Source organism: Lysinibacillus sp. FSL W7-1291 (assembly GCF_038593415.1).
Taxonomy (GTDB): domain Bacteria; phylum Bacillota; class Bacilli; order Bacillales_A; family Planococcaceae; genus Lysinibacillus; species Lysinibacillus fusiformis_D.
In genome coordinates, this window is record NZ_CP151994.1 from 3,960,001 (window position 1) to 3,976,271 (window position 16,271).

A 16,271-nucleotide genomic window follows, 5' to 3' on the forward strand; every position below is an offset into this window, starting at 1 on the left:
CTACGATTACTAGAGCTGGTGCAGTTACTGCTGGCGTTACAACAGCTAGTAATGGTGAGAAGAATAAAGCTACTAAGAATAGTACTGCAGTTACGACTGCCGAGAACCCTGAGCGTGCACCCGCTGCTACCCCAGAAGTTGACTCTACATACGCTGTTGTTGTTGATGTACCAAATAAAGAACCGATTGTCGTTGCTAGCGCATCCGCCATTAAGGCACGCCCTGCACGTGGTAATTTATTATCTTTTACTAAGCCAGCCTGTGTCGCTACAGCCATTAAAGTGCCTGCTGTATCAAAGAAATCTACAAACAGGAATGTTAACACTACTACTAAAAACTTCACGTTAAATAACGTTCCAATGTCACCAAGTGGTTCCAATGCTACCATAAATGTAGAGTCTACACTTGGAATAGCCGAAACAACTGCTGTTGGAGGATCAATGATACCTGTGATCATCCCAATAACCGCAGTAATGACCATCCCTAAGAAAATACCAATACTACGGAATTTAATGATAAGAATAACAGAAAGAATGATTCCGAATACTGCTAGTAATGTAGCTCCAGTAAAAGTTCCTAAAGTTACTAATGTCGCTGGACTATCAACTATAATCCCTGCACCTTGTAAACCTACGAATGTGATAAATAAACCAATACCTGCTGAAACAGCATATTTAAGTTGTACTGGAATGGCGTTAATAACAGTTTCACGAATACCCGTTAAAGATAAAATGATAAAGATAATTCCAGAAAAGAATACACCTGTTAAACCAGTTTGCCATGGAATACCATAAGCTCCGACTACAGTAAATGCGAAGAATGCATTTAATCCCATCCCAGGAGCAAGTGAAATTGGGAACTTAGCGAAAATCCCCATAATCAAAGAACCGACTGCTGCTGCTAATGCTGTTGCTACGAAAACAGCACCTTTATCCATCCCTGCATTTTCTAGAATACTTGGATTAACAGCTAGAATATATGCCATTGCAAGGAAGGTTGTAATACCACCAATTATTTCTCGGCGATAATTAGTTCCTAATTCATCGAACATGAAATATTTTTTCATTATCAAAAAATCCTCCGTATGGTCGTCTTCAATATCGAAAACAAAAAAGACACGCTGACTACTCTACTAGTCGCATGTCTACGATATATTTCATCACCATAGTGTGTGAAATAAATTAGTGTTTATACATAGATAAACCCAAATCGTAGTCAAGTTATTTACGGTAACTTGGTAGAAACTCACGGGCCTTATTCCCGACATTATACGACGACGTATTTAATTTACATTCGTAATATATCATTTCACTTTTTAGATTTCAACCCCATTTCCGAACATTTTTACAAAAATAAATACGAAAGTTCGTGTAAAATTCTTATTTAATGTTCATATTCAAATAATTCACCGCTAAATAAACGTAGTACTGAACATTTCTGTAATCAATAAAAAGCAAAAACCCCCTGGAACTCTTTCGAATTCTAGAGGATCGTCCCTTGAACGTTATGACTTAATTCATCACCTTACTTTGTAAGATTTGAATCCTTTTTTCTAGTTTTTCTTTCCAATCTTCCGCTAATGCATCCACTGCTTGTATTTGTTTCATAGCTATCGCATCTTTATTTTTAAAGTACACTTCATTGCCGTACAAAACTGTGATACGCGCAGGATGCTTTTCCACAACTTCTATTGTTGAATCTGCACAAATTGACCCCTCCTCCAGTACGCGTGCAAGATAACCTGTATAACCTGTTTCAATTAAACGTTTAAGTAATGTGGTTGCCTCAGTATATCTATCAATCGTACTACATGGAATACGTCCTTGTGTGATTTGTATGACGGCATTACCTATTTTATAAATATCCCCAATACAAACATCCGCTTCTAACATATTCGTTACTGTTAAATTTTCACCAAATGCAGCAGTAGGCAACGGTTTTCCAAGTTCATGTTCCCATTGTATGTAATGCTCTGCAGGGTATAAACAAACTGCACGGTCTGGGCCACCATGATGTTTTTTATCTGCCACATCATCCCCTTCGAAGCCACGCGATGACAAATAAACCTCTTGCATTTGTTGCTTTTCAATTCCTGTAATCATCGAACGTCCTTTACTATCAAGCAATTCTTTCGGCATTCCAACAGCAAGTGTGTGAATTATTGGCCTATTTTTCTCCATTTAAATCCCCCCCTAATCTGAATAGTACAATTCTTTTGCATTCATTTAGTTTACTACATACAGCACTTTACCAGCAATTACTGCTTTAACCTTGATATAATTCGAATTATACAATCTATGAATAGACTAAAAATGATCAAATCAAAAAACCCTAAAAACCTCTCAAGGCTTTTAGGGCAGTTACTGTTATTCCCACTCAATCGTTGCTGGTGGCTTAGATGTAATATCATACAGCACGCGGTTCACGTGTTTTACTTCGTTTACCATGCGGACAGAGATTTTCTCTAGTACGTCCCAAGGGATACGTGCCCAGTCAGAAGTCATGCCGTCGATAGATGTTACAGCACGGATACCGATTGCGTAATCATACGTACGTGCATCGCCCATTACACCAACTGAACGGATATCAGGTAATACCGTGAAGTATTGCCAGATGTCACGGTCAAGACCAGCATTTGCGATTTCTTCACGTAAAATGAAATCTGCTTCGCGAACGATTTCTAATTTTTCTTCTGTAACTTCACCAAGTACACGAATACCTAATCCAGGACCTGGGAATGGTTGACGCCAAACGATTTTTTCATCAAGACCAAGTTCTAAACCTAGCGCACGAACTTCATCTTTAAATAACGTTTTCAGTGGCTCGATTAATTGGAATTGCATATCTTCTGGAAGACCACCAACATTATGGTGTGATTTGATTGTTTGCGCCGTTGAAGTACCAGATTCAATGATATCTGTGTATAGAGTACCTTGTGCTAAGAAATCCATACCTTCAAGCTTCGATGCCTCTTCATCAAATACGTAAATAAATTCATTACCGATAATTTTACGTTTTTTCTCCGGATCTGATACACCTGCAAGTTTGTCCATGAAACGTTTGCGAGCATCAATTTTAATAAGATTCATATCAAAGTCTTCTGTGAATGTTTTCATTACTTGTTCAACTTCACCTTTACGGTTTAAGTTGTGGTCTACGAACATACAAGTCAATTGATCGCCGATTGCTTTATGAATTAAAACTGCTACAACTGATGAATCTACACCGCCAGAAAGAGCACATAATACTTTTTTATCGCCAACTATTTCACGAATTTTTGCGATTTCAAGCTCAATGAAGTTAGCCATTGACCAGTCGCCTTTTGCCTCACAAATATCGAATACGAATTGACGTAGTAAGTCATTACCATAAACAGAGTGACGTACTTCTGGATGGAATTGTACAGCATATAATTTGCGTTCTACATCTGCCATTGCAGCAATCGGACAAGATGCACTTGTAGCAATTACTTCAAATCCAGCTGGAACTTCTGTTACATGGTCACCATGGCTCATCCACACGATTTGCTCAGTTGGTAAGTCTCCAAATAACTTATTTGAAGTAGTGACTTTGATTTCCGCTTTACCATATTCACGCGTTTCAGCACCTTCAACTTTACCGCCATTTGTATGTGCCATTAATTGCATCCCATAGCAAATACCTAATATTGGTAAACCTAATTCAAAAATAGCTGGATCCACATGGAAAGCATTTTCATCATAAACAGAGTTTGGGCCACCTGAAAAAATAATACCCGTTGCGTTCATATCTTTAATTTCTTCCGCAGTTACCGTATGTGGGTGCAATTCACTGAAAACACCAAATTCACGGATACGACGCGTAATTAACTGGTTAAATTGGCTACCGAAGTCCAGTACAACGATTTTTTCTTGCTCTTTTAATAAAGGGCTAGCTGTCAAAATTTCCACCTCTTCTACTATTTTTAAAGGATATTTTCATTTGTTCAAAGAAAAACGCGAAGAAAGTAAAAAAACTTTCTACGCGTTCATAAGCTCTAGAATAGTGATAAAGGCGAATGCGTAGCAAAGTAAAGTGATTTACTATACTTTTCACCTAACGAAAACATCCGCCTTCATAGAGAAATCATTTAAGGTGATTTCGTAGAAACATCCGAACCCTATTATCGAACTTATATGAAAGCAATCCTTGCATTTAATTTTTTTCATTTTACTCTTTGTACACATTAAAATCAACTGATAGTGCGATTGATTAAATATTCCCAACTTTCTTTCAGCTCTCTAAAATCGACTTCTTCCTTATCTTTTCCATAAACATGTTGTTCATATACTTCTGTCAGCTTTTGCATTTCATCTGTCTCTAGCGCAGCATCTACTCGCTCAGCGAACGCACGCAATGTTTCCCCATCTCTTCTACGCAATCCAATACGGGATAATTGCTTCAGCAATACATGGTAAGAAGAATCGAAGTTTGACCAATCCGCTACCTTTTTGCGATATACACGCACATGCATCTTAGGAATCCATGTTTTACGTTGTAAGTATAACGTAATACTAATAATGATCAGTAAAACCACGATGGCAATCCACACATAAGTGAATTTTTTCAGCCATGTCCATACTGCATCTAAATTAAATGTTGATGGAGACTGTTCCTTTTCAGATACCTTTTCTTGTGGTTGGGGCTGCTCTGGTTTTTTTTCTGGCTGCAATACCTCTTCCTGATCAGCTGTATCTAGTGGTATATCATAATCAATATTCACATTACCTGTAAAGCCGATGGTAGGTTCAAACTCCATCCAACCCGTGCCAGGTATATATGCTTCCACCCAAGAGTGCGCATTGTCATTCGTGATTCGATATTCGCGCAGTCCGTCTGTTATCGGTCCTACTGTGCCAGGTGCAAAGCCTTTAACCCATCTTGCTGGTATGCCTAGTGTACGTAAAAGCACAACCATTGAAGTGGAGAAATTATCACAATAGCCTACTTTAGTATCGAATAAAAATTGATCGACATAATCTTGATTTTCAGCAGGAATTGCCGCTTCATTTTTATCGTATCTAAAGCCATTGGTTCTAAAGTAACTTTCCACAGCTTTAATTTGATCGTATATCGTAGCTTTACCTTTCGTTATATCAGAAGCTAAATCTCTTACACGCTGAGGCAGCTGGTTTGGTAATTGTAGAAAACGATTATATGAAGGATCTAATGTTTCAAGTGTAGTAGGATATGACAATTGAAGCTGCTCCATACTATAAACTGGTTCACTATAAGACAATGAGTAGTTTGATAACGATTTTGATTCACCCGCCTGCTGCTCTATCGTCATTTTTTCAGTCTGCTCATCCTGAATAAATAAAGTGGCGTCTTGAGCTGAAACAGATAATAAACCATAAGTTTGAATCAAAAATGGCATTGGAACAGCAATATCTAATTGAATTTGTCGCTCATTTTCTGGTAATCCTACTTGTAAAGAAGTATGAATGGGTGTATTTGTTTCATAGACATTTTTGCCAAAGTTTCCATCCGAAATAATCCAGCCTTTTGATGTATACGTATCTTTTGTTTCAATACGCCAATAATGCCGATCACGAGAAGAAGCCGTGAAAATTAATGTATTATCCCCTTGGAATGGGCCTCCGAGCTGACTATCATCTTGGCCATAGCCAACTGATTTTTCCCCAGTTCCGCTTCCAGCTTGGCCAGTAATTCCTTGGATAAATGGCACAGGATCTGCCCATGTTGGTCCTGTCTTTGGTAAAAAGAATGCGACAGAGCTAACAAGCAATACTGAGACAAGCATCGGAATGACAATTTTCCATTTCTCCAGTATAGTACCCGTTGTCTCAACTTGAAGCCATAGACGTTTAACAAAGAGTACTCCTGTCATAATTAATCCAAGTACAATAACTTTTACAATAGCCGCTTTACCATCATAATCACTAAACGTATCTAATGTGGCAATAAAGAAGACAGTCATAGCAAAAAAGTAAAATATATTTTTCCGCACTGAAACCCAATGGTGAATTAAATAAACAAGCATCCAAATTAATACAAGAAATAGCACTGTCCTAAAGGCATTTGATACTTGTCCAAAATCCCCCGATAGTATGGAGGTCATATTCCCTGTCCATTCAGACAATAAAAACGGTAAAGTTTCTCCTGAAAAAACGGGGCTTGTACTATAAGTGAAGACAATAAGCCAAGTAATATAGCCTAACTTCACTAATCCAGATAATATTGGGTGTACTCGGCATAAACTTAACGCTAGGGATAAACCAATAAACACAAGGAAGAGATGCATCCCGCCAGTATTCGTTAATTGCATAATAGGAATAAGCCATTCACGCAAAATGAAGAATATAATAATATACGCAATGGTTAATTCTATAAATTCCCCTAATGGTCGTTTCACGGTTTCATCACCTCCGTGAATAAATGATAAAAATCTGTTGGATCTACATAAACGATTTGAATATGTTTATAACGCATCATAAGCTCAGATTGCACAGGTGGCTGTTTTGCCACTACAAAACAAATACAGCTTTTCACTAAATTCGCAAGAGTATGTAGTAATTCTTCTGATACATCACTTGTCACATAAAGCAATGTTGCAACTTGCTTAAAAGATTGCTGATCATAAAATCTGAATTTGACATTCTCTGTAGGCTTTATAGCAGCTAAATGATACATAATCTGATCTAATTGCTTTTCACCTTGTATAACCGGGAATACTTTCGTCATTTCTTCAGCGGAAATAAAAGATAAATCTCCTCGTTCTTGAACAATCATCTGTAGCATGGATGCTACTAACTCCACTTTTTCTTCAAACATTGGAGATTTTTTAGCGTCTAATACGAGCAATAACTCTGAAGATTGTCGATCCTCAAACTCCTTCGATTGTAAGGTTTGCGTTCTCGCAAATGATTTCCAATGAATCCATGAAAAGCGATCTCCTGGAACATACTCTCTTAACCCAACAGCCATAGATGTGTCCTTTACAATGGAATAGGGTGACATCATAGAGCCAACATCATATTTCGTTTGAAGGGTAGCGTATTTCATCTCCCTGATTCTCGGATAAACTAAAATAGTTTGTTCCTTTTCTGCTATGACAGGCTTTTTTGCCCAGCCAAAGAAATCATAGAAAACCATTGTAACCCCTAAGTAGCGATGCTCTCCACGAGGCATCTTTTCCAAGTCATAATGCCAGCTAAATTTTTTCCTAAAGCCAACAAACTTAATGGCATTTGAATTTTCTATTTTAGCCTGTACTAACCCTTCACTATCTACAAGTTCCTCCATCATGATATAGGCAAATGGGAAACGTGTTCTTCTTTCTATCGTAATAAACACCTTTGCCGATTGCCCTCGTTCTATATGATTTGGTTCAATTTTACGCTCTACAAGTAAAATATCTTCTCTCACTACAAAGAACAAGAGTGCGTACACTAAAAATGGACTAACCGTAAAAAATACAAACCAGCTGACGAATCCTCCTTGGAACATAGCGTAACTAAATGTTACGACCATCAAAAAGGTAATCAATAAAAAATGTTTGCTTTTTTCTAAAAAGCCTTTCCATTTCTTCATTGTTCTGCAAACCTTTTAGTCGGAACAGGTGTACTCGCAATAATGCGCTTGATTATTTCGTCTGCGGCTACGTTATCGTAGCGTGCATCTGGTTTTAAAACTAAACGATGGTTAAAGACAAATGGCACAAGATATTGAACATCATCGGGTGTCACATAGCTGCGCCCTTTCATAAATGCATAAGCTTGAGAAGCTTTCATTAGCGCTAATGTTGCCCGCGGACTCACCCCTAAATAAACATAGCTATTTTCCCTTGTTTGGGCAGCAAGCTCCACCATATAATTTTTAACTGAATCTTCCACATACACGCCCTGAACAAGCTCCTGCAATTCAATTAATTGCGTTACAGATAACACTGATTCGATTTTTTCAATTGGTTTACCATTTTCAGCTCTTCGCAAAATTTCTACTTCCTGCCCTCTAGATGGGTAACCCATTTTTATCTTCAATAAAAAGCGATCCAGTTGTGCCTCTGGTAAAGGATAGGTACCCTCATGTTCAATCGGATTTTGTGTGGCCATAACAAAAAATGGCTGGTTAATTAGCAGTGTTTTTCCGTCAATTGTGACAGATGCCTCCTCCATGCCCTCTAATAAGGCAGATTGTGTTTTTGGCGACGTACGGTTTATTTCGTCTGCTAATACAACATCCCCCATAATTGGTCCTGGGCGAAATTCAAACTCCATTGTTTTTGGATTATAAATAGATATACCAACTACATCTGAAGGCAATAAATCTGGCGTAAATTGAATGCGTTTAAACTGAGCGTCAAAGGATTTCGCAAGCGCTCGTACCATCATCGTCTTTCCTACTCCAGGTACATCCTCTAACAAGACATGCCCTCTCGCTAATAATGCGACAAGACTAAGCTCAGCAACCTCTCTTTTACCAATCATTACTTTTTCTATATTTTCTAAAACATCCTGTATTTGAGAATTCATAAATCAAAAAAGCCTCCTATTCCATCAGGCAATTGTGTGAATTGCACGATAACTTATCCTAAGCATAGCGAAATCTGTCTTCTAAAACAATTATCTGAAACCGCTACATACTATTGATCCTCATAAAGAAGACTTGTTTGAATGTTATCAAACAAGCCTAGTCCTTATTATATAACGTCATTCTGTAATAGAATGTTACAATTTTATTCTTTTTAACCATATTTCTTCCAATGATGTAGCATCTTCTTGTAAAAAAATATCAGTTATCGTCCCAGAAACAATAATTTTCCCTTCATGTAAAACTAATATATCATCTGCTATTTCTTCAGCAAAAGACAGCAAGTGTGTAGAAAATATGACCGTATTCCCTTTCTCCTTTTCCTCCAACATCATTTTTTTCAGCTGCGCTATCCAAAATGGGTCAAGGCCATTAGTCGGTTCATCTAAGATTAACAAAGAACCGCTGCCAAGTAAGCTTTGCGCAAGATTTAATCGTTGTAGCATTCCCTTAGAAAACTGTTTAGCCTGTTGCCCGCGAACGTCCCACAAGGAAACGCGCTTCAAAATGTGTTCTTGTTCATATTTATCTACTTGTTTTAAAGATGCCAACAACTCTAAAATTTCAGCGGCAGTTAGCATAGTAGGGAAATCTACATCGTCAGGCATATAACGAATTGCCTGTGGTTTATGCCATATCATTTCCCCAGATTTTTGCTTTTCTTGCCCCGTTAATAGTCGAATCAACGTACTCTTTCCTGCTCCATTGCCTCCAACCAGCGCTAAAATTCGACCTGAATACAATGTAAAGGTTGCTTCTTTTAAACCTCTATCATTATCATAGACATTAGCTACATTTTTCGCTTCTAAAAGAATCATCGTTGCTGGTCCTCCTTTAATAACTTCGTAGCAAGCATAAGCGGCAAAACAATCCAACAAGTCGTCACAATCCCATATACCACGTGACCCAATGGCGACAAATAAAACTTCGTTACTCCATAAAACGCTGGACCAAGCACACTAGCTTGATTGCTGAATATAAAATAACCAAAGCGCAGCCATTCCACAGGATTTATATGTATCGTTATGATGGTAAGCTTTTGTAAAACATGACCAGCTACAACTGCACCTAGAGCCATTAAAGCATAAGATATAAGCAATAAAAAAAAGGACCATACAACAAGTGATAATGCTAGTGCAAATAACCTTGTTTGGGCAAATGCCCCCAGTGCAATACCTATTGAGACAAAAATAAAGATACTTAATAGCGTAAGGATAACTAAAACAAACGGTAATCGTACGCCGCCTAAAAAACCACCTAATGCTAAGACAACACCAAATGCCACTAACACAACCAGTAAAAAGGCAAGTGATGTTGCTACATATTTGCCTATAATATATTGTCGTCGTTTCATCGGATAGGTTTTTAGTAACGAATACCAACCAGATTCTATATCACCAGCTATACTCATACTTCCAATGCTTACAATAAATAATGGTAATAGAAACAATAATACATTTAAAAATGATGCTGTTTGACGTGTAAAACCCTCGATATCAGGTAAAGCCATTTGTTGAATGACAATAATTGCTACAAAAACAAATGTAAAAAGAAAGGCTACTAGTTGCATCCAACGACTTCTTAAAATTTGCTTCAGCTCTATTTTCACAAACATCACTCATGTATCCCCCAATTAAACGTTAGCAAATCCTGATAAGCCAATAGTTGACCATCTCCTTCATTAGTCATCCATTTTTGCGCTTCATCTTTTGTCGCAAATGCTAGAACTCCATAGTTCATCGGAGTCCAATACTCTTTGTTGTATACAAATGTCGCTTTATAAATGTCAATCCATTCATTGTTTGCCTTATTTTTAATATAGGCTGCGCCAACTTCATCCTCACCATTTAGCTCAAGATATTCCATCAGACACCCAATATCATCAAAAATCTCATAGTCTCCATTTTTCAAAACAATCTGTCCAGCATATTCATTATGAACAATACTCATATTACAAATTTCACAAACATCTGTTTCACTGATAATCTCACGTGGTTTATATGTTTTATCGCTACATCCTACCAATAGTGCACTGCATAAAATCAAAATAGTTATCCATCTAGTCATATTCGCATCCCTCTTTTCCAAAACCATAAACCACACATAGATACCACTAGACCAATTAACAATTGTATGATATTTATCGAAAACTCCGTCTTTCTCATATCGCTAAGTAATTTTGGTTCATTATCTACGAGTAGATTTTGTTCTGTTTTATTAATTTGCTGATCTAGTGACGTCAAGATCATGACGCTTGGTGATGCTACAAAAAATTGATAAACTGGTTGTCTCACCATCCACTGTCCAAAGCTCGATACAGCTACGTAGGGAACATCCCCGAAACCATCGCCCGCAACATCTATCCCAGTATAATCATCATAAAAATTGCCAATGAGACGCAAACCTTGGTGGTCTGATCTTGCCGTTAATATATTTCCCGTAAACTGATTATCATTTATGATTGAGTCATCCTCTACCTTTGTACCTTCTAATGCGGTCTGATTCATTCGAAAGCGATTTTCTTGTATTTGAATGTCTGAACTTTTTTGCAATGCTACACCTACTCGATTATTATGAAAGCTATTTTTTCTTATCATTGCTTGCTGAGTGTCATACATTAAAAGACCATAGCTATTGAAATCGTTATGGCTACTGACTGTATTATTAGCTATTTCTAAGTCAGTAGTCATCATGACCATTAGACCTGTAACATTATGTGAATACGTATTGAAAAGCACCTCCACACCACTCGAATACATAAAGTGTGTTCCGTAACGGCTATTCGTCACCTTGTTTCGTTGAACATCAATTTGCTTCACTTCTTCTACGTATATACCATCTTGCACTTGTTCAATAGTATTTTGTTCGATGGCAATGTCCTCGCTTTTAAACACAGCAATCCCATTGCCTTTTTCAGCATAATGTGACTGATTACCAATAATCCTATTTTCTAAAATTCGAACATGCTTTGAACGTTGAATATGGATACCTACTTGAACATCTTTTACCTCTATCTCTCTCAACTCTAGATTCTCTGCCTCATTGGCTACAATGCCTTTGTTTTTTGCACTTATCATTATATTTTCTACAGAGACATTAGCTACATGTTCAATTTTTAGTGCAGGGTTATTATTTAAAGAATACAACTCAACCCCCTCTTCTCCGCGTAGTATAATTGGTTTCTTCACCGTAAAATTCCCTTGGTAACGACCAGCAGGAATATGAATAATCTCTCCAGTTTTCGCTTGATCAATAGCAAATTGAATATCAAATTCCGCATATGCCGTTTGACTTGTAAATAGAAAAAACAAAAAGAAAAAACTGATTTGTTTCATCACTCTTCACCTCCCCATTCAGCATGAAAAGACTAGAGGAATGCCCCCTAGTCTAACGCTTTAATGACTGTGTCCCTCTTGTTCATGATTCATTTCATTCGAATGCATGGAACCAGATTCGCCATTTTCTTCCTCAGCCTTTTTTTGCATCATTTTCTTCTTACGTCTCTCCAATGCATCATCTTTAATTTTTTGTAGATCTTCAACGTAAGCTTTCGAATTTTCTTGGATATATTTATCTGCTTCAGCCTTGTTCACAAAATAAATATAGCCCCAGTTCATTGGAGATTTCAGCTCTGTTTTCACAATAGTTACATCTTCAACCTTTGCCCAATCCTTTGTCACAAAATCACGGACAAATTTTTCATTTTTTTCTTCATTGGCAACCTCCGCGTTCAACAAACAGCCAATATCGTCATAAAAAGCAATGGACCCATCTTCTTTTATAGCTTGTGTTGAAAATACTCCCATCTCGTGATCTTTCATGTAAACCTTCATATTACACATTTCACAAACTGTATCTTCCTTTGGCTCTTGTAACCGTGGGTCTACTAGCGAAGCAACCTGGACAGAATCTTCTTTCAATGTTGCTGTTTCATTTTTCGTAGCCTCTTGCTCCGTTTCCTTCTCTTTCACTTGGGCTTTTTCACTGCCACATGCTGCAAGTACAAATAATAATATTAGTGCAGGTAACCATAATTTTTTCACAACTATTTCCTCCAAATTTAGTTTTCTGTTGCTATACTCTACATTACAGATTAGTTGTGAAATTAGTTAAAAATCGGAGTGAAGAATTGGAAAAATTATCTTGAACATTCAATGAACATCTTCACTTCAAATATTTTGAATTTAGAGCAATTCTTTTTCCACTCTTATATAAAAACTCCCCACACTATGCATGTGGAGAGCTCGTTATTTATATGGAAGAACGGTAACTATTGAGTCGCTTCTTTTGTTTGCTTAAACGGCTTAGCTTTAACGCAGTTTCATTTAATTCCCGACGAATTTGTAAATCACTAGCACTATCCATATGAATAGGCGCTGTATGTTGATGTTGCTGCTGTTGATTTGGTGCATTTATTGAACTGTGCTTCTTCTCTTTATTTTTTTGCAAACTATTTTTAAATAGTTTTTGTGGATTTTGCCCAAAGTTATGGCTAATATCCCCAGCATGCAAATACTGATTTTCTTGCCGAAAAACACTGCTTGTCGTTGCACTCACTCTAGAAGTCCTCATAAAAAGTTACCCTCCCCTACATTTTATTATCCTTATAGGTAATTATATCGACATTATATGCTGATAATTAACAACATAGAACCAAATGGCATAAAAAAAGAGAGAAAAGAGCTATTTTCAAAAGCGAAGTTCACTTTTTCATAACTCTTTTCACTCATCTTACTTCCAAAAATCATCAAATATCGTAATTGGCATATGACGTTTATGTTGAGAACGCAAATAATATCCTTCTAAGATTCGGCGTGGTTCTTCAGGAATTTCTTTTCCCTCTAAATAATCATCAATTTGATCATATGATACACCAAGTGCCACTTCGTCTGGCAATGATGGACGATTCTCCTCTAAATCCGCTGTTGGCACCTTTTTATAAAGATGCTCAGGACATTTAAGTTCTGCTAACAGTTGCTTACCTTGTCGTTTATTTAGACGAAAAATCGGCATTAAGTCCGCTCCACCATCACCAAATTTTGTATAAAACCCCGTAATAGCCTCCGCAGCATGATCCGTTCCTAACACAACTGCCCCATTCATCGCGGCAATTGAATATTGCACCTTCATACGCTCACGAGCTTTTTCATTCCCTTTCACAAAATCATTCAGCTCAACGCCTGCATTTGCTAAAGCCAACACACTAGCATCTACAGCATTTTTTATATTCACAGTGTAAATTTTCGTTGGTTTTATATAATCAATGGCATCCTGACAATCTTGTTCATCAGCCTGCACGCCATATGGTAAACGTACAGCCAAAAAAGAATACTTCATTTCCCCAGCCTCTGCATTTAGTTCATCAATTGCCAACTGTGCTAGTTTTCCTGTTAACGTCGAATCTTGACCACCAGAAATACCAAGAACGAATCCTTTTACAAAGCTATAGTGTTGTGCATATTCCTTTAAAAAATCAATGGATTTACGTATTTCTTCCTGTACATTAATAGTAGGCAATACACGTAATTCTTCAATAATTTGTTGTTGTAAAGTCATTGTACCCGTCACTCCTCTTATTTACATTCGCTTAACCATATTGTGCACTTCTTCAATATTACGCATCTTATTATCCCAGCATTTTTGGCTGAGATCGACCGGATACTCTTCAGGATTCATCGCACGTTTATATTCATCCCACAGCAATTCTAAATTTTCCGCAGCATAATCACGCATTTCCACCAAAGTAGGATTTTGATAATTGATTACTCCATTTTTAATGACATGCTGATGTAAATTTTTTGCTTCAAAATTTGTGACAAACTTTGATACAAATGTATGGATTGGATGGAACATTTTTATGCGTTCCTCAGCTTGAGGGTTTTCTTCTTGCATCGTAATATAATCGCCCTCTGCCTTCCCATTTTTTTTATCGATAATACGATAGACATTTTTTAATCCTGGCGTTGATACCTTTTCCGCATTAGCCGAAATTTTGATTGTATCTTCAAGTTGCCCTTCGCTATTTTCGATAGCCACCATTTTATAAACTGCACCTAATGCAGGCTGATCGTAAGCTGTAATAAGTTTTGTACCGATTCCCCAAACATCTACTTTTGCACCTTGAGATTTTAAATTTAAGATTGTGTATTCATCTAAATCATTCGAGACAATGATTTTGGCATCCTGGAAGCCTGCAGCATCCAACATACGACGAGCTTCTTTTGATAAAAACGCGATATCACCGCTATCTAAACGTATGCCAATAAAGTTAATTTTGTCTCCTAGCTCTTTAGCTACTTTAATAGCAGTTGGCACACCTGATTTCAATGTATTGTAAGTATCTACTAAAAAAACACAATCACGATGACGTTTAGCATAAGCATGGAATGCATCATAATCATTTTTATAAGCTTGTACTAACGCATGTGCGTGTGTACCAGAGACAGGAATATTAAAAAGTTTACCTGCACGAACATTACTAGTAGAAGCAAAGCCCCCTATAAACGCAGCACGAGTTCCCCAAATAGCTGCATCCATTTCCTGTGCACGCCTTGTCCCAAATTCCATCGCCACTTCATTTTTAGTAATTTGTTTAATACGGCTTGCCTTTGTGGCAATTAATGTTTGGTAATTAACAATATTAAGCAATGCCGTTTCAATAAGCTGCGCTTCTACTAATGGAGCTTCAATTCGAACAATCGGTTCATTGGCAAAAACAAGCTCCCCTTCTACCATAGAATACATATCCCCTGTGAATCGAATATTTTTCAAGTACTCGATAAAGTCCTCCTTGTAGCCCACTTCCTCACGTAAATAGGTAATATCGGATTCGCTAAAATGAAAATCACGTAGATAATCAAGCATTCGCTCTAACCCAGCAAATATGGCATAGCCATTACCAAAAGGTAATTTCCTAAAATATAATTCAAAAACTGCTTTTTTATTATGTATGCCATCCGCCCAGTAGGATTCTGCCATATTAATTTGATATAAGTCTGTGTGTAGCGCTAAGCTATCATCTGCATAGTTTGATCTCAAAAGAAACCCCTTCTTCCGCTTTGATAATTAGTCCTAGTATACACTATATACCCAAATTCTTGCGTTTTACATATCTTCTATTTGATGTTAGGTTTTCTAACATAAATAGTCAGAAAATTTAGAACTGTTCACATTTTAGACACATTTTTTAGTACCGCTTTCATTCCTTTTATAAAAACATTTTCTGCAAACTATTTCGAGAATAGAAATATAAGATGTAAGGTAATGTAACATGCATTCTAAAAAAACAATTGCATTGATTTTTATTCCGCTTTAACATGTAAATTAAATTTACGCAAGGAGCTGGTACACATGAAAAAAATTGAAGCAATCATTCGTCCTGAAGTTTTTGGGGCCGTTCGGGACGGACTTGCAAAGGAAGGAATTGCAGGTTTAAGCGTCTCTGAAATTGCCGGCTGTGGTCGTCAGTTAGGTAGAACAGGACTCTTTCGCGGCAATACGTATGAAATTGAATTTTTACCTAAATTGAAATTGGAAATGATTGTGGACGATGGGAAAATCGATGCCATCGTAGAGATTTTATTGCGTGAAGCAGCAACTGGCAAGGTCGGGGACGGAAAGATTTTCATTTATCCAGTAGAACAAGCAATTCGTATCCGAACAAAAGAAGTCGGATCGATTGCAGTAGAGTAAAGGGGGAA

The 16,271-nt window shown here is 37.2% G+C and carries 15 protein-coding genes and 2 riboswitches (1 of these 17 running past the window's edge); of the genes, 1 reads left to right on the forward strand and 14 read right to left on the reverse strand.

The window, feature by feature from the left end; translation table 11 throughout:
* The 14 genes from NST76_RS19270 to NST76_RS19335 all read right to left on the reverse strand — a co-directional run.
* Positions 1-1,066 carry the 5' portion of an NCS2 family permease gene (locus tag NST76_RS19270; RefSeq protein WP_036124549.1) on the reverse strand. It extends 236 nt beyond the left edge of the window, so 1,066 of the gene's 1,302 nt are visible here — the first part of the coding sequence; it begins with the start codon at positions 1,064-1,066; the stop codon falls past the left edge of the window.
* Between the two features lie 126 nt (positions 1,067-1,192).
* Positions 1,193-1,294: riboswitch (purine riboswitch) on the reverse strand.
* A gap of 217 nt (positions 1,295-1,511) precedes the next feature.
* The gene (locus NST76_RS19275; protein ID WP_101967016.1) at positions 1,512-2,180 is read right to left on the reverse strand and encodes an MOSC domain-containing protein; all 669 of its coding nucleotides are present in this window, start codon (positions 2,178-2,180) and stop codon (positions 1,512-1,514) included.
* Positions 2,181-2,366: 186 nt separating this feature from the next.
* A complete protein-coding gene (guaA, locus tag NST76_RS19280; protein WP_036124553.1) occupies positions 2,367-3,920 on the reverse strand; it encodes a glutamine-hydrolyzing GMP synthase in 1,554 nt (517 codons plus the stop codon).
* A 156-nt stretch (positions 3,921-4,076) separates the two neighbouring features.
* A riboswitch (purine riboswitch) is annotated at positions 4,077-4,178 on the reverse strand.
* Positions 4,179-4,210: 32 nt separating this feature from the next.
* Positions 4,211-6,394 (reverse strand): DUF4129 domain-containing transglutaminase family protein, encoded by a 2,184-nt coding sequence (locus NST76_RS19285; protein ID WP_342544343.1) that lies wholly within the window; start codon positions 6,392-6,394, stop codon positions 4,211-4,213.
* Entirely contained in the window at positions 6,391-7,572 is a 1,182-nt protein-coding gene (locus NST76_RS19290) for a DUF58 domain-containing protein (RefSeq protein ID WP_342544346.1), read from the reverse strand. Before NST76_RS19290 ends, NST76_RS19285 begins: the two co-directional genes overlap by 4 nt.
* Positions 7,569-8,513: a MoxR family ATPase gene (locus tag NST76_RS19295; protein ID WP_342544348.1), complete on the reverse strand. Its 945-nt coding sequence runs from the start codon at positions 8,511-8,513 to the stop codon at positions 7,569-7,571. Before NST76_RS19295 ends, NST76_RS19290 begins: the two co-directional genes overlap by 4 nt.
* Positions 8,514-8,708: 195 nt before the next feature.
* Positions 8,709-9,389, reverse strand: a complete 681-nt coding sequence (locus tag NST76_RS19300) for an ABC transporter ATP-binding protein (protein ID WP_342544349.1) — start codon at positions 9,387-9,389, stop codon at positions 8,709-8,711.
* A complete protein-coding gene (locus NST76_RS19305; RefSeq protein ID WP_342545309.1) occupies positions 9,386-10,186 on the reverse strand; it encodes an ABC transporter permease subunit in 801 nt (266 codons plus the stop codon). Before NST76_RS19305 ends, NST76_RS19300 begins: the two co-directional genes overlap by 4 nt.
* Entirely contained in the window at positions 10,186-10,638 is a 453-nt protein-coding gene (locus tag NST76_RS19310; RefSeq protein ID WP_058845192.1) for a nitrous oxide reductase accessory protein NosL, read from the reverse strand. The genes NST76_RS19305 and NST76_RS19310 overlap by 1 nt, the downstream gene beginning before the upstream one ends.
* A complete protein-coding gene (locus NST76_RS19315; RefSeq protein WP_089934285.1) occupies positions 10,635-11,906 on the reverse strand; it encodes a right-handed parallel beta-helix repeat-containing protein in 1,272 nt (423 codons plus the stop codon). Before NST76_RS19315 ends, NST76_RS19310 begins: the two co-directional genes overlap by 4 nt.
* Positions 11,907-11,966: 60 nt before the next feature.
* Positions 11,967-12,614, reverse strand: coding sequence for a hypothetical protein (locus tag NST76_RS19320; protein WP_058845194.1), 648 nt, complete (start codon positions 12,612-12,614; stop codon positions 11,967-11,969).
* 208 nt (positions 12,615-12,822) lie between these two features.
* Positions 12,823-13,143 (reverse strand): hypothetical protein, encoded by a 321-nt coding sequence (locus NST76_RS19325; protein ID WP_058845195.1) that lies wholly within the window; start codon positions 13,141-13,143, stop codon positions 12,823-12,825.
* A gap of 159 nt (positions 13,144-13,302) precedes the next feature.
* On the reverse strand, positions 13,303-14,127 hold the full coding sequence (nadE, locus tag NST76_RS19330; protein ID WP_271911045.1) for an ammonia-dependent NAD(+) synthetase: 825 nt from the start codon (positions 14,125-14,127) through the stop codon (positions 13,303-13,305).
* 21 nt (positions 14,128-14,148) lie between these two features.
* Positions 14,149-15,609: a nicotinate phosphoribosyltransferase gene (locus tag NST76_RS19335; RefSeq protein WP_082673778.1), complete on the reverse strand. Its 1,461-nt coding sequence runs from the start codon at positions 15,607-15,609 to the stop codon at positions 14,149-14,151.
* 312 nt (positions 15,610-15,921) lie between these two features.
* Between NST76_RS19335 and NST76_RS19340 the strand changes: the two genes are divergently transcribed.
* Positions 15,922-16,263: a P-II family nitrogen regulator gene (locus NST76_RS19340; protein WP_036124574.1), complete on the forward strand. Its 342-nt coding sequence runs from the start codon at positions 15,922-15,924 to the stop codon at positions 16,261-16,263.
* The last annotated feature ends 8 nt before the right edge of the window (positions 16,264-16,271 follow it).

Bases quoted from the DNA above. Each gene is read 5' to 3' on its own strand.
- nadE (WP_271911045.1), bottom strand. From the start codon at position 14,127: ATGACTTTACAACAACAAATTATTGAAGAATTACGTGTATTGCCTACT.
- NST76_RS19305 (WP_342545309.1), bottom strand. From the start codon at position 10,186: ATGTTTGTGAAAATAGAGCTGAAGCAAATTTTAAGAAGTCGTTGGATG.
- NST76_RS19340 (WP_036124574.1), top strand. From the start codon at position 15,922: ATGAAAAAAATTGAAGCAATCATTCGTCCTGAAGTTTTTGGGGCCGTT.
- NST76_RS19325 (WP_058845195.1), bottom strand. From the start codon at position 13,143: ATGAGGACTTCTAGAGTGAGTGCAACGACAAGCAGTGTTTTTCGGCAA.
- NST76_RS19300 (WP_342544349.1), bottom strand. From the start codon at position 9,389: ATGATTCTTTTAGAAGCGAAAAATGTAGCTAATGTCTATGATAATGAT.
- NST76_RS19275 (WP_101967016.1), bottom strand. From the start codon at position 2,180: ATGGAGAAAAATAGGCCAATAATTCACACACTTGCTGTTGGAATGCCG.
- NST76_RS19315 (WP_089934285.1), bottom strand. From the start codon at position 11,906: ATGAAACAAATCAGTTTTTTCTTTTTGTTTTTTCTATTTACAAGTCAA.
- NST76_RS19310 (WP_058845192.1), bottom strand. From the start codon at position 10,638: ATGACTAGATGGATAACTATTTTGATTTTATGCAGTGCACTATTGGTA.
- NST76_RS19295 (WP_342544348.1), bottom strand. From the start codon at position 8,513: ATGAATTCTCAAATACAGGATGTTTTAGAAAATATAGAAAAAGTAATG.
- NST76_RS19290 (WP_342544346.1), bottom strand. From the start codon at position 7,572: ATGAAGAAATGGAAAGGCTTTTTAGAAAAAAGCAAACATTTTTTATTG.